This is a genomic window from Lysinibacillus sp. GW823-FHT02G10 (assembly GCF_058797135.1).
This window is the reverse complement of sequence record NZ_JBXAJI010000001.1, coordinates 1,586,227-1,606,201: the sequence shown is the minus strand read 5'-3', so window position 1 is coordinate 1,606,201 and position 19,975 is coordinate 1,586,227. Positions and strand designations below refer to the sequence as shown.

The following is a 19,975-nucleotide window of genomic DNA, read 5'->3' as shown; positions in this document are numbered from 1 at the left end:
ACATCTCTCTCCTTTATAGTTGCACTAACAGCTCAAAAGTAGCTGGAATAATCGTAGTAAAGGAGGAAGCACGAGTAAAGGTGAATCCCACTCGTGCATTAAACATGAAAAAATTTATGCGTGTTTTACTGAAATCAATGGCAGTCCTAGGTATATCCATTGTGGGGCTACTTGTCATTGTTTTTACAATAAACATTATTTGCAACAAAATAGAGCAAGGAAAAATAGAACCCTATGGTCAGCTCGTCTTCGTGAATGGGGAAAAAATGAATGTCACCATTCAAGGTAAGGGTGCTGAAACCATCGTATTACTACCAGGCTTCGGTACTGCAGCACCAACGCTCGACTTTAAGCCATTGATAGATGAACTAACTCCCTATTATAAGATCGTTTCAATAGAGCCCTTTGGCTATGGCTTAAGTGAGGATACAGCTAAAGAACGAAGCACAGAGAATATTGTTAGTGAAATCCATGAAGCTTTACAGGAGTTAAAGATTGATCGGTATATGCTAATGGGACATTCGATAGCAGGCATCTATGGACTCGATTATGTTAATAAATATCCGAATGAGGTAACTGGATTTGTCGGGATTGATAGCAGTGTCCCTACACAGGGTGGTATGGACACGAAGTTTCCAATTAAGTCGTTACAACTGCTAAAAAAATCAGGGATTGCAAGAATTCTTATAAAATTTTCAGATGATCCCTATGCAGGTCTTCCGTATGATGACGACACAAAAGAGCAAATTAGGATGATTACACTCAAAAACTTTTATAATACAAGCACTTCAAATGAATTAGAGCATATTAGCAAAAATTTCACGGCAGCCAAAACTCTTACATTCCCTAAAGATTTACCTCTTCTCTTATTTGTCCAAGCGAAAAGTGGTGGAGTTGAAAAGAACTGGATACCGCTGCATGAAGAACAAGTCAAACATTCCGTATACGGCAAAGTAATCACACTGGATGGGGATCATTACTTACACCATACAAAATCGGAGGAAATCACAGACAACGTCAGATCGTTTATGCAAAATAAATAATCCATAGTTTCTTACCTCTTTGCTTTTGGAGGTAAGATTTTTTAATACTATCCTCTTCCTTACGAAATCTTATAAAATCTTTCAATTGAGTTGTAGTCCATACTTCGATGAGCATTGAAATACTTCCTGATTATAATGTACGTAGAACAATTATTCTATCAGGTAAGGAGCTATTGGATGAAAAATTATCAATTTATTGCTTTATTAGTAGTAACGACCTTTTTAATGGGTTCATCATTTGCCATTGTTAAATTAGGCTTACCGTATGCCTCGCCTTTATTATTAGCTGCACTTCGCTTTATATTGGCTGGAATAATCATGGCTATCGTTGTTATCATCTTGAAGAGACCTCATCCTATTACAAGGAGGGAGTGGTTCAAGTTATGCATGATCGGGCTCTTTCAAACAGCAGGTGTGATGGGGTGTATTTTTTTAAGTCTCCGCACCATTACGGCAAGTGAGTCTTCTATTTTAACATTTACAAACCCATTACTAGTTGTAATTTTTGCCACCATTTTCATGAAAGTGTCCTACCGTTTCTATCAATGGATCGGGGTTTTGTTTGGCTTAATCGGGGTGATGATTACGATGGGGGCACAAGTTGAATTGAAAGTAGGCATCCTTTTTGGCTTGCTATCAGCTGTTTTTTGGGCTACTGCCACCTTGTTAGTGAAAAAATGGGGTGTGTTATTTGATACGTGGGTTTTATCTGCTTATCAGATGCTATTTGGTGGCTTACTCTTATTACTAGGAAGCGCATTGTTAGAACAGCCATTTTTTATTGTGAATCCACAATCGTTATTGATTCTGTTGTGGCTTAGTATTTTTTCCTCGATCATACAATTTGCAGGGTGGTATTATCTTCTGCAAAATAGTGATCCAGGAAAAACAAGTGCCTATTTATTTTTAGCTCCTTTTTTTGGCGTATTAACAGGCTGGGTGTTATTGGAAGAACCGTTAAAACCATCACTAATGGTTGGCGGCTTATTCATCATCATGGGCATTTATTTAGTAAACCGAACTTTTAGTGGAGAAAGGGCTAGGAGATAACCCCGTGCCCTTTCCTATTTTACAAATCTAAATGAAAGACCTCTTTAAAGCCTATTTTCCCTTTCTCCGTCACTTTAATGGCGCGAATAGAGGGAACTCGTAAAAGCCAACCAAGGTTGAAAAATTGATTTAATAGCTCACAGCCTAGTGCACCAGCTAAATGATAACGCCGTTCACTCCAATCTAAACAGGCATGAGAAAAGGATCGTCGATTTCTCTTTAAAGCAGTTAAATCGATTCCGAATGTCGTAAAAAATAATATGCCCTCATCTGTCAGGACAAATTGTTTACCCTCCAATGTAAGATAGCCTGCCTTGAGCATCGATTCCGTTAATTGGACACCCAATTTACCAGCAAGGTGATCATAGCAAGTTCTAGCATCCTGTAATAACTTGATTTGGCTCGATTGCTTTAATGAACGTACTTCAGGTGGTGGAGAGATGGCTAGGAATGACTCTAAAAATTGAGCAATGTCCTCACCAGCCAATTGAAAATAACGATGACGTCCCTGCTTTTCAACTTTTATCAGCTTTCCTTCTACTAATTTAGCAAGATGAAAGCTAGCAGTTTGTGGTTTGATGGCAGCCATATATGCAAGTTCACTAGCCGTATGAAAACGACCGTCCATCATACTAGCAAGTATGGTTGCCCTTGACGTTTCACCAAGAAGTGCCGCTATTTCTGCCATGTTTGGATTAATTCCCATTCTGTCACAATCCTTTCAGTGTCCTATATTTAGATTTTAGTCAAAGTCATTATGGTTTACAATAAAAGTAATAGAGGAGGAGAAATAAATGGAAACATATTATGCAGTGATTTTTACATCGCAAAGAACTGAGCAAGATGGGGATGGCTATGGCAAGATGGCTGACCTAATCGATGCCTTAGCACAGCAACAGCCTGGTTTCATTCGTGTTGAAAGTGTTAGAAATGAGGAAGGAAAGGGCATAACGGTGTCTTATTGGGAATCGCTAGAGGCTATCCAAGCATGGAAAGACAATGCCAAGCATTTAACAGCACAACAATTGGGTAAAGACAAATGGTACACAAACTATAAAGTGGAAATCTGCCAAATGATAAAAGATTATTCATTTGCCAAATAGCAAGTGAGAAGGAGGCTTATTTTTTATGACGATTGTGGAAGAATGGCACGAACTAAGACAAAAATTTAATCCTTCCAATCCGATAACCATTAATCAAATGCATATTTTTAAAGATCAATTAAAGCAGGTTCAACAAACAGAAGAAACATTAAGGATATTAGTAGAGGTCTACTGTTTACTTAGGATGTATCATGAGGCATATCAGTTATTTACTGTCATTATGAATAAAGACGATAAAAAGGATCGAAAAAAGTATGGCGTTCTCCAGACCTACATAGATAAACCAAATTCGGTGAATCCTCTGCTGCCAAGAAAAATTAGAGACCATCAGCAGCTTAAAACGAAAATTCCAACGTTTAAATATCTACCAAACCCTCTAGAGGCTGAAATTTTTGAAACAGATGAAATCGTTGTATGTGATTGTTGCGAGCAAGAAGTGGATGTCTATTATACTGGTGGTATTTATGCAATTGAGGAAGTAGATTATCTTTGTCCTTCCTGCATCCATAGTGGGGAAGCAGCTCAAAAATATGATGGTTCTTTCCAGCAAGACTTAATGGAGGATGAACAGGTTACGAACCCCAAGTTTGCTGAGGAAGTACTCTTTCGGACGCCTGGCTATGTAAGCTGGCAGGGCAATAATTGGGTGGCACATTGCTCTGACTATTGTGCGTTTATCGGCTATGTTGGTTGGCGTGATTTAGTAGAGCTAGGAATTGAGGATCAATTTGATAATTATACCGGCTTTTCAAAAGAAGAACTTTCTGCATCCTTAATGAACAATGGTCATCATCAAGGCTATTTATTTCAATGCTTGGAATGTGACCGTTATGTGCTTTATTCAGATTTTAGTTAGTCGTTGTTTGAGGGGGGTAGAGAATTGGAACAATTTCTACAACGATATATCTATTCATGGCGTTTAAATGGTTGGCTTATCCACGATATTTTTTTCTACATCGTGCTAGGTACGGGACTTCTACTATTTTTGTTTATCGTCATGAAACGAAAACGACTCGTTATTTCTAGCATTTTGCTCATTGCCTTTTTACTCGTCAGTAATCTATTAATGATTGTTTTTGGCTTAGCGGGGAGAGGCTTTCCCATCAAATCCGATTCGCCGATTTATACAGATGATTCACAAAGCATTGCTGTTCAAATGGTGCAAGGCTCAGAAAATAATGGGACATCGAATGGAATTACGCATTTAATCGCACACCATCTCCTAGTAGCTGTGAATTTACAAACAGGTGAAAAGCAATGGACAAAATCAGCTTCCTATAAAGAAACACTGCTTGGAGAATTTATGGGGGGTGTTCTTGTCCATCATCGTGATGATGAGTTTGGTCAATTATCCTTGGTAGATATGGAAACAGGCAAAGAACTACTTTCTGAAAAAGATTTTCGAACGCAACATCCGTCATTAATAGCGATATTGAGCAATAATGCACATCAAATGGCTGTCCTAGAGAACCATTTATATTTGGAAGGGGTCGATGGCAAATTCTATCGCTTTGATGGTAAAACATTAAGTGAGGATGCGAAGGCTCAAGATTACCTATCTGCCCGTTTTTTCATCGAGACAGAGTTGCCGGGCTATTTTGCTACACATCCACAGCCTGTAGAGGATTATCAGGCCATTCGCGATTTTAGTCAAGTTGTCCTAACCGAGCCAGCCATTCAAGCCTATGAAAATTTACAACCAAAAGTGGTGGATGTAGATATCATAGAAAAAACGGCTCTTGTTTCATATAGGCAAACACAGCGAGAAAGTGCTGAACACATGTTATTGCTCTATGATATGAACAAACATCAGGTATTGTGGGAACGCAATATTGGCATCATTAATTCCCAACAACAACAGCCCACTGTTCGGACATTAGAGAATAGCTACGTCATTCTAGCTGGTGATAGATTACTAGTATTCGATAAAGAAACGAAAAAGAGGTCTGTTCACTATCATCTACGTTGGAATCGTCCTATTGATGAGTGAAATCTACTGGAAAAATCGTTCTTTTTTTGATTCGCCAAAAAAGGAGTATAATTTAATAGGAAGAAACTCTTTTTAAAAGGACGGCGTGCAAATATGAATGAACAATTAGTAGATTGGATTATACGCTTTCAAAGGGATAAGGATATTGAAGCACTGGCCCAATTAAAAGATTATTGTTATGAGATGATCGAACCTTTGATGGAAGAATTTACGATGAAGTATGGCGAAGAAGCAGGCGAGTTATTACGCCTAAAGTGGGATAAACGATTTTATTTTATATTTACAAAATATCAAGTGAATGTAGGGCTACCTCTAGAGACATTTGTAAAAAATACGTATCGTTTTTATTTCATGCAGGTGTTACAAAAGGCTGGTTATAAGTAATAGAAAAAACCCTTCATTTGGGAACTGACTATAGTTTTTGAGACAGTCAATCCCATAATGAAGGGTATTTATTTTGTCTTTATACTCTTATAAGTAACTGATAATAAAGTTTTTTATAAATAAATGCGTTTAGATGAATTGGCTATGTTCAATTCTTTACGATATTTTGAAACTGTGCGTCGTGAAATTCGAATACCCTCAGTTTCTAATTTTTCAGTTAGTTGTTGATCTGATAAAGGAGTTTTTCTATTCTCATTTTCTACTAATTCTTTAATGCGACTTTTTATATAGGACACAGAATCAAGCTTTCCTGAATCGTTGATAATTCCTTTTGTAAATAAAGACTGGAGTGCAAAGATTCCATGTGGTGTACGGATAAATTTATTTTTAACCGCACGACTTATGGTGGATTCATGCATATTTAATGCTTGGGCAACATCTTTTAAACGCATAGGAGATAAGGCTTTTATTCCATGTTCAAAGAATGAAGCTTGTAAATCAAGAAGTAATCGTGTCAGGCTGTATAAAGTTTTATCACGTTGAGCTATTCCTTGCGTTAAAGCTATAATATCGTTCATGCATTGCTGGTAATAGGCATAATCTTCAACGGACTCTTTTAATAGATCTACGTAATCTTGATTAATTTCTATTTTAGGTAAAAACCGATTATTTAGTTCTATTATCCATTCTCCATTCAATTTGCTAATGATTATATCAGGTATAATATACGCGCTAGTAGCATTATTATCCAATGAAGCTGGAATGGGTTTTAGGTTTCTTATATATAGAATTGTTCGTTGAGTTTCTTCTATTGAAATGTCGTAAGTTGTACTTAACAATTTAATTGATAAATTCGCTACTTGTTCTAAATGATGTTGAATGAATGGAGCTGCAAATGGTGGGGCTTCTATATCATTGTAAATTTGAATTAATAAATACTCTTTCATATTTCTAACGCCAACGCCAAGAGGTTCGAATGTTTGTAATAGATCTAACAGTGTATTTATATGGTCTAAAGAGATGTTAAATGATTTAGCAACTTTGGATAAATCTACATTTAAAAATAGATGTTCATCGAGGTTATGTATGAAATATTTTAAAATTTCTCTGTCATGTGGTGTAAGATTTAGGTGTAAAGGTATTTGATCGAGTAGTTGGGTAATATATGAATGTTGCTGTGTTAATCGAGTTTGAATGAAATCATACTGTTGCTTTTGCTTAGGTTGAATACCTTTTATGGACATTGTGGCAAGGTCTACAATATCCTTTGTGTGATTCATGTTTTTCTCAATGACAGTTAATAGTGGATTTTCATTTGATTTCTCATAAATATGTTGTTCTAATTCGGAGCTGGAGTATTGTAGTAGTTCCAATTGATGAATGAGTTCAGTTGTCAACGTTTGAGTAATTTGTTGTGAGACGTTTAAATTCATTTTCAAGGGAATCACCTCATTTTCTCTATGTAATGTTATTATTATCTAATCTACAAATTTTGTCTATAATGGATCAGATATTTAGTAAAAAAACATAATGCTTAAAGGTAAATAGTTCTTACAATGAGTAGGAAAGCAGATAAAGTTCAATGACGTTGTTGAATGAGGTAAACTTCTTATTTAGAGGATGATATAGAATATAGTTATAAATGTTAGCTACACAGTCATGGAATGCCCCATTTAAAGTTAGATTTTCCTTTAACTTTTATGGGGCAATTCAATTTTACGTGGCATTTCTCATGCTCTATAATCCTAACTTGAAGAAAATTATAAAGGTAAGATGTAACTTTTGGCGAATTAAAAAAGATAAGATAATTAAATTAAACTTCCGTAAAAGGTGTAATTCTCATGAAACCTAATCTATTAACTATTTTACGGACTATTACGAGCTATTTTCACTATAAACAATTTGGCTATATTACTTTTTCGATTTTTGTGGGGGGAATATCATGTTGAATGCCGAAAAATTAGTGCAATCTATGCTGGATGCATTTGGTGAACTATTACAATTGGAAATGGCCTATTTCACTTCGAATGGTGAAGTTTTTATAGCAACGGAAGAATATAGAAAGCAAAAAGGGATACAGGTACACCTTCCGTTCTTTCAGAAGTATTATTCTAAATCTGTTCAATATTTACAAAAACCTGGTCAAATGAAAGTGTGTTCTGGTTGTAGGTTCCAAAATAACTGTCCATCTAAAGTGGAAATGCTAATGAATTTAGTAAAAGGAGATCGTCACTTCGGATATTTGACATTTGTCAGTTTTACAGATGAGGGGGAGAAAAAATTTTCATCTGAGCCGAAGGAATATCAGTATTGGTTAGCTCGGTTGGGAGATATGATTATTAATGCCTTGAACAACGAAGGATCCTATTTATTGCTTGAAAATAAAAAAGGATTTGATACGAAATATGTATTAGGCAACGCACCTCACTTACAACTTATAAAGAGTAAGTTAAGTAGTATTGCGAATAGCCCATCTTCAATTGTCATAACAGGAGAGACGGGAACAGGGAAAAGTTTATTAGCGAAATATATTCATTCAAATAGCATTACACACAAAGGGAAATTTATAGAGTTGAATTGTGCAAGCATTCCAGAAAACTTGTTTGAAAGCGAGTTGTTTGGCTATGATGAAGGGGCGTTTACAGGGGCTAGAAGAAAAGGGAAAATGGGCTATTTTGAAGTAGCAGATAAAGGTACTTTATTCCTCGATGAAATTACAGAATTACCATTACATTTACAAGCGAAGCTATTAACAGTTTTGCAAGATGGGCTTATTTATAGAGTCGGAGCAATTGAGCCTAGAAAAGTAAATGTAAGGATTATTGCTGCGACAAATAAACCTTTAGAAGATATGGTGAGAAAAGGTGAGTTTCGTTCGGATTTATATTATCGACTAAATGTGATCCCTTTAACATTACCTCCTTTAAAAGAAAGAACAGATGAAATAGAATATTTGATTGTAAAATTACTTGAAAAGATTCAGCATAAAACAGGGAAATTTATTAAAGATTTTTCGCAGGAATTTTTGGAGGAATTGAAATCATACTCTTGGCCAGGGAACATAAGAGAGTTAGAAAATGTATTAGAGTACAGTATGGTAATGGAAAACTCCCTACAATTAACAAGGGAAAGCTTACCAAAATATATCATCGAGAATAATCAAGCACAAAATCTTTATAGCAATTCTAATCTATTGAAAGATACGGAAATGGAGGTCATCTACCAAATGCTCTCTATATATGGAAATGACACTGCTGGAAAAGAACGTGTTGCTGAAGAATTAGGCATAAGTACAAGAACGCTTTATAGAAAACTAAAAAGTGTAAATTTATAGTATAAGTTTGACACAAATACCTTGCTTTTAGAGATTTTTAAATTTCTCACCTCCTTAAGGGGAATTTAAAATGAACTTTCTAGGTATTTGTGTTTTTTTATGGCTAATTTTAATGACAAAAGTGACAACGGAATTGACAAAAATGGCAAAAAGGAAATTTAGTATATTTTTGAATCTTTTACTATACACATTTTGAAAATCCTTTAACATCAGAACTTTCTGACATTTCGTAGATTAAAATTGTAAATGGATTTGTGTTTCTACACTTGGCACGTATTTTGCTAGATATATAGTAAGCAAAGGGAAGGAGGAAGATTTATTTGGTAGATTATTTTGAATTGGAAGGTAAAGTGGCTGTGATTACAGGAGGGGCCTCAGGGATTGGCCTTGCAACAGCTAAATTATTAAGTGAGCTGGGAACTAAAACTGTGATTTTAGATATTGATCAACAAAAAGGTAAGGATACTGAAAAAAGCTTTCAAGAAGCTGGTTTAGATGTTGAGTTTTTAAAATGTGATGTAACGAATACACAAGATTGCAAAAGTGTGGCTGATTCTATACAGGAGAGATACGGAAAAGTAGATGTACTTTTTAATAATGCAGGCATTATCCGTAGAAAAACAGTGGTGGATTTAGAGGAAGCGGATTGGGATGCTGTTATTAATGTTTCTCTAAAAGGGGTCTATCTACTTTCGAAATACTTAATCCCACTCATGAGAGGAAATGGTGGCAGTATCATTAATACTGGTTCTGGGTGGGGAATCAAAGGTGGAGACAAAGCTGCATCTTACTGTGCTGCAAAAGCAGGGGTTGTAAATTTAACAAAGGCTATGGCTATTGATCATGGTCCAGAAAATATTCGCGTAAATTGCATTTGTCCTGGAGATACAGATACGCCATTACTTCGTGGAGAAGCAAAACAATTAAATATAGATGAATCAAGTTTCTTACGTAGTTCAGCTATTGATAGACCGTTAGCAAGATTAGGAACACCTGAAGATATTGCTAAAGGGGTACTATTCCTTGCAAGTAATTTATCTGCTTGGGTTACAGGAACGACATTAACAGTTGATGGTGGCGGATTAGCCTAAAAATAATTATAGAGGGAGGCAAATTAAATGAGTAAAAAGGTCCATCCATATATCCCTAATATGGTATCTGAGGTAAAGCAAGAAATGTTAGATGAAATTGGTGTTCACTCCGTTGAGGAGCTTTATTCGTGTATTCCGGAGGATTTACATTTTAAAGGTACCATGAATATTCCAAAAGCTTTGAATGAATTAGAGTTACGACGCCATATTGAGGGTCTTTTAAATAAAAATGTAAGTACCAATGAATATATTAATTTTCTAGGAGCTGGTTGCTGGCAACACTTCATACCAGCCGTATGTGATGAAGTGAATCAACGTGCAGAATTTTTAACAGCTTATGCAGGAGAGCCTTATGAGGATCATGGACGCTTTCAAGCACTATTTGAATATCAAAGCTTAATGGCGGAGCTTGTGGATATGGAAGTAGTGAATGTTCCTACATTCGATTGGGCCCAAGCTGCATCGACATCAATTCGTATGGCGAGTCGGATTACAAAGCGTACGAAAATATTACTTGCTAATACACTTTCTCCTGAACGCAGAAAAGTTATTACAAACTATGGTACACCACAGTTATCATTTGAAGGAATAAAATTCAATCTTAATACAGGATTAATGGACTTAGCCGATTTAGAAGCAAAGTTGTCAAACGAAGTTGCAGCTATTTACTTTGAGAATCCATCCTATTTAGGTTTTATCGAGTCGCAAGGTCAGGAAATTTCACAACTTGCTAAAAAATATGGCGTACTTATGATAGTAGGAGTTGATCCAAGTTCCCTAGGGGTATTGGCACCACCAAGTCAATATGGAGCTGATATCGTCTGTGGAGATCTTCAACCATTAGGTATGCACATGAATTATAGTGGAGGGCAAGCTGGATTTATTGCAACATATAATGATCCAAAATTTGTTAATGAATATCCATCACGATTGTTCGGTATTATTCCGACTGTAAAGAAAGGTGAATATGGTTTTGGTGACATTGCCTATGATCGTACGTCCTTTGCAGATAGAGAAAACGGTAAGGAGTCTGTAGGCACACAAACAGCTCTTTGGGGGATTACAGCAGGTGTGTATTTATCATTAATGGGACCAAATGGCATGTACGAGTTAGGTCAAGCCATTATGCAAAACAGTCAGTATGCAGTAATGCAATTGAATTCTATTAACAATATTCGGGGTTCAAGAATTACCTCTCCATTTTTCAAAGAGTTCATTATAGATTTTAACGATACAGGATTAACAGTAGAAGAAATAAATTCACGATTACTTGAGCAAAAAATCTTCGGTGGTAAAGACTTATCGTTGGAATTTCCTGAATACGGTCAAGCAGCACTTTATTGTGTAACTGAAGTTCACACTAAAGAGGATATTGATAAGTTAATCAATGCTTTAGCTACAATTGTTGGATATTAAATAGGAAGAAAGGAGTTTTAACGTGGATAAGATTCTAAGAGAGAGTGTAAATAAAGATTTTCATCAAGCTAAATGGAATGAACCTATCATTTTTGAGTTACATCAATCAGGAGAAGTCGGAGTAGAAGTTCCGCAACCTTCAAATGAGATTGTAGAAGCAGTCGGTGATGGTGTTTCATCCTTACCTCAGAGAATGAAAAGAGTAAATAAACCAAATTTACCCGAAATAGGACAAGCGCGGGTGTTACGACATTATGTAAGACTATCCCAAGAAACATTAGGCTCTGATTTTAATGTTGAAATTGGACAAGGCACTTGTACGATGAAGTATATTCCAAAAATTAATGAATTGCTTATTCGTAATCCTAAAATAATGGAATTACATCCTTTACAAGAGGGTAGTACTGTCCAAGGAATGCTAGAAATCATTCACAATTTGGACTTAGCGATGCGTGAAATTTCGGGGATGGATTGTTTCTCTTTCCAACCAAGTGGTGGTACACAAGCATTGTTTGCGATGGCATCGATTGTACGCAAATATTTTGAAGTAAAAGGTGAAGCAGATCAACGTAATGAAATTATTACAACCATCTTCTCACACCCTTCTCAAGCAGCAACCGCAGTAGTAAAAGGTTATAAAATAATAACTATTCATCCAGATAAAAATGGTTTTCCGGATATTAATAAATTGAAAGAAGTTGTATCCGAAAGAACAGCTGGTTTTGTTGTAGCTAACCCTGAAGATACAGGGATTTATAATTCTAAAATTAAAGAATTTACGAAAATAGTGCATGATGTTGGTGGAATTTGTTACTACGATCAGGCAAATGCCAATGGGCTGTTAGGAATCACACGTGCAAGAGAAGCAGGTTTTGACATGTGTTTTTTCAATCTACACAAAACATTTGCAGCACCTCACATGTGTGGAGGGCCAGCAACAGGGGCTCTTGGGGTCACAGAAGAATTAAAGCCTTATTTGCCAGGTCCAATTGTTGAGAAAGAGGGAGACCAATATGTGTTAAATGATCAATTAGAGCATTCGATTGGAAAAGTACGATCATTCCATGGGGTAGCTCAAACGATTTTGCGTTCTTATGCTTGGATTAGAGCATTAGGCACAGATGGACTTAAAGCTGTGGCAGAAACAGCCGTATTAAATAACAATTATCTGTATAGTAAAGTATCAAAAATTCGTGGTGTAAGTGTGCCGTATATACAAGGGCAAAGATTAGAGCAAGTTCGTTATAGTTGGGAGCAGTTGGAGAAAGAAACAGGTGTTACAACAGAGGATGTACAGCGCCGAATGACTGACTTTGGTTTACATTACTGGACTAGTCATCATCCTTATATTGTTCCACAACCATTTACACTTGAACCAACAGAATCTTATTCTAAGGCAGATTTAGATGAATATATTCAAGCGCTTGAGCAGATTTCTAAGGAAGCATACGAAACGCCAGAAATTGTTAAAGCAGCACCGCAAAATAGCACAATTCATCAGTTAATTGAAGCAGACTATTTAGATGAGCCTTCTAAATGGTGTATTTCATGGAGGGTATATCTACAAAAGGTGAAAAATAAAAAAGAATTAATTAATAACCATTAGGGGGGTTTGAATGAGAACCAATCATAGAAGTTTAAAAAATAAGAGAGTAGTTATTACAGGAGGTGCTAGTGGTATAGGATTAGCCACAGCACAGCGTTTTATAGAAGAAGAATCGATAGTGGCTATTTTAGATATTAATAAAGAGGGTATTGAACAGTCGATAAAAGAAAATCCCGGAATTGCTAAAGGCTATGTAGTAGATGTTAGTAATCCTGAAAATGTAAACGCTGTTTTTGAGAATATAAAAAGAGATTTAGGTGGTGTAGATGTTTTTATTGCGAATGCAGGTATTAGCATTCGCAATAAGTTTCTTGATATTAGTCCTGAGCAATGGAGTAAAGTATTAAACATTAATCTTAACGGCGTATTTTATACTTCACAAGCAGCCGCAAAAATTATGGTGGAGCAGGGCAAGGGTGTCATACTTATGACAGCGTCTACAAATGGAGTGACAGGACATCCATTCTATGCTGACTACAATGCTTCAAAAGCAGGGGTTAATCTTTTAGCACGAACAATGGCATTGGAGCTTGCTCCAAATATCCGAGTTAATACGATATGCCCTGGATACGTACTAACCCCTATGCAAATGGCTGAGTATACACCAGATATGTTGGAAGTTGTAAATGAAGGTATCCCTCTGAAACGACATGCAGATCCTAAGGAAGTCGGAGCATTATACGCTTTCCTTGCTTCGGATGAGTCATCTTATATTACCGGACAAACAATTGCTATTGATGGTGGAGAACTAGCTTAATTAAATGGAAGGGGTTATTTAATGAAGAAAAATAGATTCTATTTATTATTGGTGTTGGTTATTTCGCTAATGGCGGCATGTTCGGAAAATAAAACAAATACACAAGTTCCAGCTACTGCGGATGCAAAAAGTGAGGATCAGGATAAAAGTGTAACAACAGAAATGAAATTGGTTAAGGATGGTAAGTTAACATTTGCAATGAGTGGTTTACTAAAACCATTAAATTATAAGGAAAATCAAGAATTAGTAGGCTTTGATGTTGAAATAGGGAAAGAAATTTCAAAAAGGATTGGGCTTGAAGCAAATCCTGTAACAAATCCATGGGAAACAATTATTCAAGGGTTACGAGGTAATAAATATGATGCCATTATTGGCAGTATGACAGCTACTGAAGAAAGGTCTAAACAGGTCGACTTTTCAATCCCTTATTATGTTTCAGGTGCTACAGTATTTATCTCGAGTGAAAATAAGGAGATTAAAACGGTAGAAGATTTAAAGGGGAAAACGATAGGCGTGATGCAAGCTAGTACGTATGTTGAAGATGCAAAGAAATATACAGATAAAATCAAAGAATTCCCTAGTGAAATCTATGCATTACAGGATCTTCCACCAGGTCGGCTAGATGCAGTAATTACTGATAGAATTGTAGGTATTTCAGCAATGCAAGAATCAGGATTGAAGATTCAAGCCCTAGGAGAGGTCATTAAAAGAGAAGAAATTGCAGTGGCGATTAATAAAGATAATGAAGTTTTATTAGAAGCGATTAATAAGGCGATTGAAGAGATGGTTAAGGATGGAACGTATAAAGAAATAAGTATGAAATGGTTTGGGAAAGACTTGTTAGAATAACTGTTAAAAATAGTGTGCCTAGTATGCTAAAGACGTACTAGGCATAGCTATTAATTGTTCTAAAATATTAAAATTGTAGACTAAATAGATTGAAAATTCTTTCTATTTTACTTCCCACCAAAATCTAATTTTATTAATAAATTTTAGCTATCTATAGGAGAGTTTATCTTTTACGTCCACATACTTAAAAGAGGTTAGGTGATTAATATGGATTTTCTCACAAATGTAACATCAATATTTCAAAAGCATGGCATTGAGTTTTTAAAAGCGACAGTTTTAACGATTGAATTAACCATTGTTTCTTTATTTATTGCTTGTGTAATTGGGTTAGTGTTTGCCTTCTTCAAAGTATCCAATATAAAAATCTTGGAAAGTATTGCTAACGGCTACATTTTTGTTGTTCGAGGTATGCCATTAATAGTACAACTTATGTTCTTGTACTATGGTATTTCTAGTATTTTCACTTTATCAGACTTTGCAGCAGGATCCATTGCGCTGGGAATTCATTCAGGAGCATATATTGCAGAAATTTTTCGTGGATCCATTCAATCTATTGATAAAGGCCAAATGGAGGCTGGTCGATCATTAGGAATGACATATTTTAAAACAATGAGAAGAATTATTTTACCACAGAGTTTTAAAAGAGCTATTCCAGCATTAGCTAATCAATTTATCATAGGGTTAAAAGATTCGTCTTTAGTAGCTTATATCGCAGTATCAGAATTGTTTAACCATGCACTGTCAACTCAAGCATACAACTATATGCCTCTTGAAACATACTTTGTTGTGGGAATTTACTATTTAATTTTAGTCTTATTATTCACGCTGTTATTTAATAAACTTGAAAGTCGACTGGATGTTGGAAGGAGGAAAAAACGTGATAAAGTTGAAATCGCTTTCTAAATCATTTGGTGACTTAGAGGTTTTAAAAGGTATAAATCTTGAAATTAATAAATCAGAAGTAGTTGTTCTAATAGGGGCTAGTGGATCAGGGAAGAGCACTCTATTACGATGTATGAATTTTTTGGAGATATTAGATTCAGGTACGATAAGCATTAATGATGAGATTATTGATGTAAAAAGAACTAATTTAAATCATGTAAGAGAAAATATGGGGATGGTATTTCAACATTTTAATTTATTTCCCCATTTAAGTGTTTTACAAAATGTAATAGAAGCACCAATTCAGGTGAAAAGGCAAAGTAAAGAGGAAGCGATTAAATTTGCTATGAATTTGTTAACACGAGTAGGTCTTGCTGATAAAGCCAATTACTATCCTGAACAACTATCTGGTGGTCAAAAACAACGAGTTGCTATTGCTAGAGCACTGGCAATGAATCCAAGTGTTATGTTATTTGATGAACCAACATCAGCATTGGATCCTGAGTTGGTAGGAGAAGTCTTAGAAACGATGAAAAACCTTGCTAAAGACGGAATGACGATGGTCGTCGTAACCCATGAAATGGGCTTTGCTAAGGAAGTTGCGGATAGGGTGATTATGTTAGCAGATGGCAAAATTATTGAAGAGGGCTCTCCAATAGAAATTTTTAAAGCGCCAAAACAAGAAAGAACGATTAAGTTTTTGCAACAAGTTTTATAATTATTATCTTTAATTAGGGGATGATGAGAGATGTTAAAAACGTATGAAGAAGTATTAAAGGTTACGAACGAACTTGTAAATATTGAAAGCATTGTTAATACTGAAGGGGAAATTAACATATCAAAGTCATTGGCTAAAACAATTTCTAATTTACCTTATTTCCTGAAAAATCCTAAATATGTGTTTACTTCACGAACAGTAGATGATGAGGTTGAAAGGTACAATGTGTTTGCATTTGTAAAAGGTACTAAAGGAGATAGTAATAAAACGGTTGTGCTAATGGGACATACAGATACGGTGGGTATCGATGATTATAATAGTTTGAAAGAGAAGGCTTGTTTACCTAATGAACTTCATGAAGCGTTAAAGGGTGAAAAAGTTCCGCCGTTGGTTCGAGAGCATTTAGAATCAAATGAATGGTTATTTGGAAGAGGAACACTTGATATGAAGAGCGGTGTTGCAAGCCATTATTATCTATTAAAATATTATTCTGAACACCTAGAGGAACTGGATGGGAATATCGTATTTTTTGCTGAATGCGATGAAGAGGATAGCTCTCATGGAGTATTGTCCGGTTTAAATGATTTAAAAATGTTAAAAGTAGAGCATGGATTTGATTACGCGGCATTAATTAACTCCGATTTTGTTGCTCCTAAGTATGAGGGGGATGAAAGTAGATATATATATAAAGGTAGCGTTGGTAAGCTACTCCCTTCTTTTTATATAACTGGGGTGGAAAGCCATGTAGGCTCTAGTTTTGAAGGAATCGACCCTAACTATATTGCTGCGGAGTTAACTAGACAAATTGCATATAACCCAGAGTTATGTGATAAATCGTTAGGAGAAACACCGATGCCACCTGTAAGTTTGAAGCAAACTGATTTTAAAGAGACTTATACAGTTCAGACAGCTCTTGCTTCATATGTATATTATAATTTCTTTGTGCAATCATGGTCACCTAAAGATGTGTTAGAAAAGCTAAAAGTCCATGCTGAAATTGCATTTAATAATGCAATAGCTAATTTAAATAATCATTATAAGAGATATTGCGAAATTAGTGGGCAGGAATACACAAAATTGCCATGGAAGACGAGGGTATTATTCTATGAAGAATTAGAACAATCAATTATTGTTGAATATGGGGACAATTACAAAGAGCATATAAAAAATTTTAAACACGAATTATTAAAAAATAAAGAGTTAGATGTACGCATGTTTTCTGCAAAAGTGGTAGAAGAAGTTTGGAAGTGGACTAAGGATAAGAGTCCTGCAATCATTATTTTTTATTCTTCATTGTACTCACCATGTGTAGAAGTAACTGGTAAAAATGAAAAAGAAAAAAATTTACTAACCGCTTTAGATTATGCAGTAGAAAAAGTTCAACCACATTATGATAAGCCTATTGTACAGAAAAATTATTTCCCTCATATTTGTGATATGAGTTGCGTGGCTATAAATGTCGATGAAGATAGTGTGAATTCAGTTGTTAACAATAACCCTAGCTGGAGAACTAAACATTATGTAAATTATGATGCCATTAGAGAACTAAATATCCCTGCAATCAATATTGGACCATATGGATATGATGCACATAATAGATATGAAAGAACAGAATTGAAATACACTATGGAAATAATGCCTAATTTAACAAAGCTAGTAATAGATAAATTACTTGAAAATTAAAGAGTTAATATTCATTTAAAGTAGCATCATGAACATGCAAAGGAGATAACTGCTGTGATGAATTAATATGACCTTCAATGACCTGTTCTACATGCATCCATTTTAGTGATTATAGAACGTTTTGGATCTAAGCGAGGGTTAGGTCAGAAAATCTCGATTGGAGGATGATTAATCGTGCCATTACGGGACGTCATTCCTTTTTTACTTCTTGTTGATAATACAAATTATAGAGTCTTAATCTATATGCAAGGTAACTTTTTCTGACAGATGATGTGACTGAAGAAGTGTACCTAAGATAAAAAAATGTAGACGCAATAATTTTTAAACTCTAATTTATTCTCATACTTGTTTGGCGGGGCTTTTACTTATCTTATTTTTTTCTTCTATATAATAACTTATTCTTGTTCACATAAAAAACACCTTCACGTTGATTGTTCGGGATGCTTCTTATCCCCTTATTTCAACGTAAGGTGTTTTCATTTGTATCAGTTTTTAGATTAGTGCATGGTAAAAAAACAAATCAAGGGTTATTTATAGAGTAGATCTTCTGCTAAATGAGTAAACACTTCACCGATTATCGACACTTCATCATAGACCGAGGAACCTGTATTTTCCTCAGGTTGAGCAAAAGGAATTTGAGCGATTACATCTGTCTGTAATAAATCTGCTAATTGTTCGGCTCCGCCTTGTCCAAATAGATAGTTTTTTTGACCGTCAGCACCTTCAAAATAGGCCATGTTTTCAACAACACCAAGAATCCTGTGTTTCGTATGTTGCGCCATCAAGCCTGCACGAGATGCAACATGAGAAGCGGCAAGATGCGGTGTTGTCACGATGATTTCTTGGGCTTGTGGAATCATCGCAGCCATATCAATTGCAACATCTCCTGTACCAGGTGGTAAATCGATGAGGAGGTAATCTAAATCTCCCCATAGCGTGTTGACAAGGAAATTGCGAATCCACTTATTGAGCATAGGACCACGCCACATAACAGGCTGGTTGTCATTTGTAAAAAAGCCCATCGACATTATTTTTACGCGGTTACGTTCTACTGGAATCGCCGTTTGATCAAGCATGGTAGGCTTTTGATCAATCTTCATCATGGCAGGGATACTGAAACCATAAATATCAGCATCTAAAATACCTACACGTTTGCCAAGACGAGCAAGTGCAACCGCTAAATTAATGGTCACCGTAGACTTTCCAACACCGCCTTTACCACTTGTAATGGCAATGAATTGAACACCAGAATTAGGCAGTAGCATGTTTGGCATTCCTTGATCAGTCACATTCTTTGCCTGTAGAGAGGCGGTTAAAGTGCGGCGCTCCTGATCTGTCATAGAGCCAAAGCTAATGGTAACAGTGGAGGCACCAAGCGCTTGTAAGGCCTCCTCCACATCTTGCTGTATTTTCGCCTTTAACGGACATCCTGGTATGGTCAAAATAATATCTAGCGCTATATGGTTGTCATGTATTTGAATGTTTCGCACCATATTCAAATCTACAATACTCTGATGTAGCTCAGGATCATTTACCTGTTTCAATGCGTTTACAACATTTTCTTTTGTTAACATTTAGGAACCACCTTATTCTTTTAAGCCTTTGCCGAGTCCCTTTAAGAAATGAACCCCAAAATTGAGCGCACGATTGACATCTGGATCGTTTATCATTTTCATGAGCTTAAAGGCACTGACCTTTTCATTAGATTCAAGTGCTTTGCTTGCTTCATCTACGCCTGTATTTAAGCCTTCAATCAGCTTAGTCGTTGTTTCAGGATTGAGCTCCGTCAATGCTCCCGCAACACCCATTAAATTGTTAATGATATTGGTTACAGGCTTACGTGTTAATTGTCCAAGTGCAATATGTGCCACTTCCTCTTTGGCTTCAAGTAGCTTCATTGCTGCTTCTAGTGCACCGATATCATTTAATTCAGCCATAATACTAAACACCTGATTGACGGCTTCTTCATTTTCAGAAAGCAGTTCTTTTAGATTATCTAATTTTTGTTCTTTTAGTTGTTCTTCTGTTAATTGTTGTTTTTTAATGCCTGTAATGGGTACAGCCATGCT

General features: G+C 35.8%; 19 protein-coding genes. 15 read left to right on the top strand and 4 right to left on the bottom strand.

What is annotated here, in order from left to right; all coding sequences use genetic code 11:
- Window positions 1–80: 80 nt before the first annotated feature.
- Window positions 81–1,043: an alpha/beta fold hydrolase gene (locus tag AC1RFD_RS08425; protein ID WP_492474816.1), complete on the top strand. Its 963-nt coding sequence runs from the start codon at window positions 81–83 to the stop codon at window positions 1,041–1,043.
- 177 nt (window positions 1,044–1,220) lie between these two features.
- Window positions 1,221–2,093, top strand: a complete 873-nt coding sequence (locus AC1RFD_RS08420; protein WP_115673326.1) for a DMT family transporter — start codon at window positions 1,221–1,223, stop codon at window positions 2,091–2,093.
- Window positions 2,094–2,112: 19 nt separating this feature from the next.
- Here AC1RFD_RS08420 and AC1RFD_RS08415 read toward each other — a convergent pair whose 3' ends face one another.
- Complete coding sequence (locus AC1RFD_RS08415) at window positions 2,113–2,799, bottom strand: ArsR/SmtB family transcription factor (protein WP_054550441.1); 687 nt, start codon at window positions 2,797–2,799, stop codon at window positions 2,113–2,115.
- Between the two features lie 88 nt (window positions 2,800–2,887).
- Here AC1RFD_RS08415 and AC1RFD_RS08410 point away from each other — a divergent pair, with 88 nt between their 5' ends.
- From AC1RFD_RS08410 to AC1RFD_RS08395, 4 genes are all read left to right on the top strand, one after another.
- On the top strand, window positions 2,888–3,196 hold the full coding sequence (locus AC1RFD_RS08410; RefSeq protein ID WP_016991657.1) for an antibiotic biosynthesis monooxygenase family protein: 309 nt from the start codon (window positions 2,888–2,890) through the stop codon (window positions 3,194–3,196).
- A gap of 25 nt (window positions 3,197–3,221) precedes the next feature.
- Window positions 3,222–4,052, top strand: coding sequence for a CbrC family protein (locus AC1RFD_RS08405; protein ID WP_103118335.1), 831 nt, complete (start codon window positions 3,222–3,224; stop codon window positions 4,050–4,052).
- A gap of 24 nt (window positions 4,053–4,076) precedes the next feature.
- Window positions 4,077–5,186 (top strand): PA2928 family protein, encoded by a 1,110-nt coding sequence (locus AC1RFD_RS08400; RefSeq protein WP_492474815.1) that lies wholly within the window; start codon window positions 4,077–4,079, stop codon window positions 5,184–5,186.
- A 93-nt stretch (window positions 5,187–5,279) separates the two neighbouring features.
- Window positions 5,280–5,570, top strand: a complete 291-nt coding sequence (locus AC1RFD_RS08395) for a hypothetical protein (protein WP_115673322.1) — start codon at window positions 5,280–5,282, stop codon at window positions 5,568–5,570.
- A gap of 113 nt (window positions 5,571–5,683) precedes the next feature.
- On the opposite strand, the gene rpoN is transcribed toward AC1RFD_RS08395, so the two are convergent.
- Window positions 5,684–7,003 carry an RNA polymerase factor sigma-54 gene (rpoN, locus tag AC1RFD_RS08390; RefSeq protein ID WP_233732810.1) on the bottom strand — a complete coding sequence of 440 codons (1,320 nt, stop codon included), beginning with the start codon at window positions 7,001–7,003 and terminating at the stop codon, window positions 5,684–5,686.
- Window positions 7,004–7,776: 773 nt separating this feature from the next.
- Between rpoN and AC1RFD_RS08385 the strand changes: the two genes are divergently transcribed.
- The 9 genes from AC1RFD_RS08385 to AC1RFD_RS08345 all read left to right on the top strand — a co-directional run bounded on the left by AC1RFD_RS08385 (window position 7,777) and on the right by AC1RFD_RS08345 (window position 17,906).
- Window positions 7,777–8,904, top strand: a complete 1,128-nt coding sequence (locus tag AC1RFD_RS08385; protein WP_233732018.1) for a sigma-54 interaction domain-containing protein — start codon at window positions 7,777–7,779, stop codon at window positions 8,902–8,904.
- 320 nt (window positions 8,905–9,224) lie between these two features.
- The gene (locus AC1RFD_RS08380) at window positions 9,225–9,995 is read left to right on the top strand and encodes an SDR family NAD(P)-dependent oxidoreductase (protein ID WP_103118333.1); all 771 of its coding nucleotides are present in this window, start codon (window positions 9,225–9,227) and stop codon (window positions 9,993–9,995) included.
- A 27-nt stretch (window positions 9,996–10,022) separates the two neighbouring features.
- Window positions 10,023–11,411: an aminomethyl-transferring glycine dehydrogenase subunit GcvPA gene (gene gcvPA / locus AC1RFD_RS08375; RefSeq protein ID WP_115673321.1), complete on the top strand. Its 1,389-nt coding sequence runs from the start codon at window positions 10,023–10,025 to the stop codon at window positions 11,409–11,411.
- Window positions 11,412–11,433: 22 nt separating this feature from the next.
- Window positions 11,434–13,017, top strand: a complete 1,584-nt coding sequence (gene gcvPB / locus AC1RFD_RS08370; protein WP_492474814.1) for an aminomethyl-transferring glycine dehydrogenase subunit GcvPB — start codon at window positions 11,434–11,436, stop codon at window positions 13,015–13,017.
- A gap of 10 nt (window positions 13,018–13,027) precedes the next feature.
- Window positions 13,028–13,774: an SDR family NAD(P)-dependent oxidoreductase gene (locus tag AC1RFD_RS08365; RefSeq protein WP_288584785.1), complete on the top strand. Its 747-nt coding sequence runs from the start codon at window positions 13,028–13,030 to the stop codon at window positions 13,772–13,774.
- A gap of 21 nt (window positions 13,775–13,795) precedes the next feature.
- On the top strand, window positions 13,796–14,623 hold the full coding sequence (locus tag AC1RFD_RS08360; protein WP_259419626.1) for an ABC transporter substrate-binding protein: 828 nt from the start codon (window positions 13,796–13,798) through the stop codon (window positions 14,621–14,623).
- 207 nt (window positions 14,624–14,830) lie between these two features.
- The gene (locus AC1RFD_RS08355) at window positions 14,831–15,526 is read left to right on the top strand and encodes an amino acid ABC transporter permease (protein ID WP_048392444.1); all 696 of its coding nucleotides are present in this window, start codon (window positions 14,831–14,833) and stop codon (window positions 15,524–15,526) included.
- Window positions 15,501–16,223 carry an amino acid ABC transporter ATP-binding protein gene (locus tag AC1RFD_RS08350; RefSeq protein WP_349531832.1) on the top strand — a complete coding sequence of 241 codons (723 nt, stop codon included), beginning with the start codon at window positions 15,501–15,503 and terminating at the stop codon, window positions 16,221–16,223. Before AC1RFD_RS08355 ends, AC1RFD_RS08350 begins: the two co-directional genes overlap by 26 nt.
- Before the next feature lie 30 nt (window positions 16,224–16,253).
- On the top strand, window positions 16,254–17,906 hold the full coding sequence (locus tag AC1RFD_RS08345; protein ID WP_492474813.1) for a M20/M25/M40 family metallo-hydrolase: 1,653 nt from the start codon (window positions 16,254–16,256) through the stop codon (window positions 17,904–17,906).
- A gap of 527 nt (window positions 17,907–18,433) precedes the next feature.
- On the opposite strand, the gene AC1RFD_RS08340 is transcribed toward AC1RFD_RS08345, so the two are convergent.
- Both AC1RFD_RS08340 and AC1RFD_RS08335 read right to left on the bottom strand, forming a co-directional pair.
- Window positions 18,434–19,480 carry an Mrp/NBP35 family ATP-binding protein gene (locus AC1RFD_RS08340; protein WP_492474812.1) on the bottom strand — a complete coding sequence of 349 codons (1,047 nt, stop codon included), beginning with the start codon at window positions 19,478–19,480 and terminating at the stop codon, window positions 18,434–18,436.
- Between the two features lie 12 nt (window positions 19,481–19,492).
- Window positions 19,493–19,972 carry a helical membrane plugin domain-containing protein gene (locus tag AC1RFD_RS08335; protein ID WP_048392447.1) on the bottom strand — a complete coding sequence of 160 codons (480 nt, stop codon included), beginning with the start codon at window positions 19,970–19,972 and terminating at the stop codon, window positions 19,493–19,495.
- Window positions 19,973–19,975 lie beyond the last annotated feature (3 nt).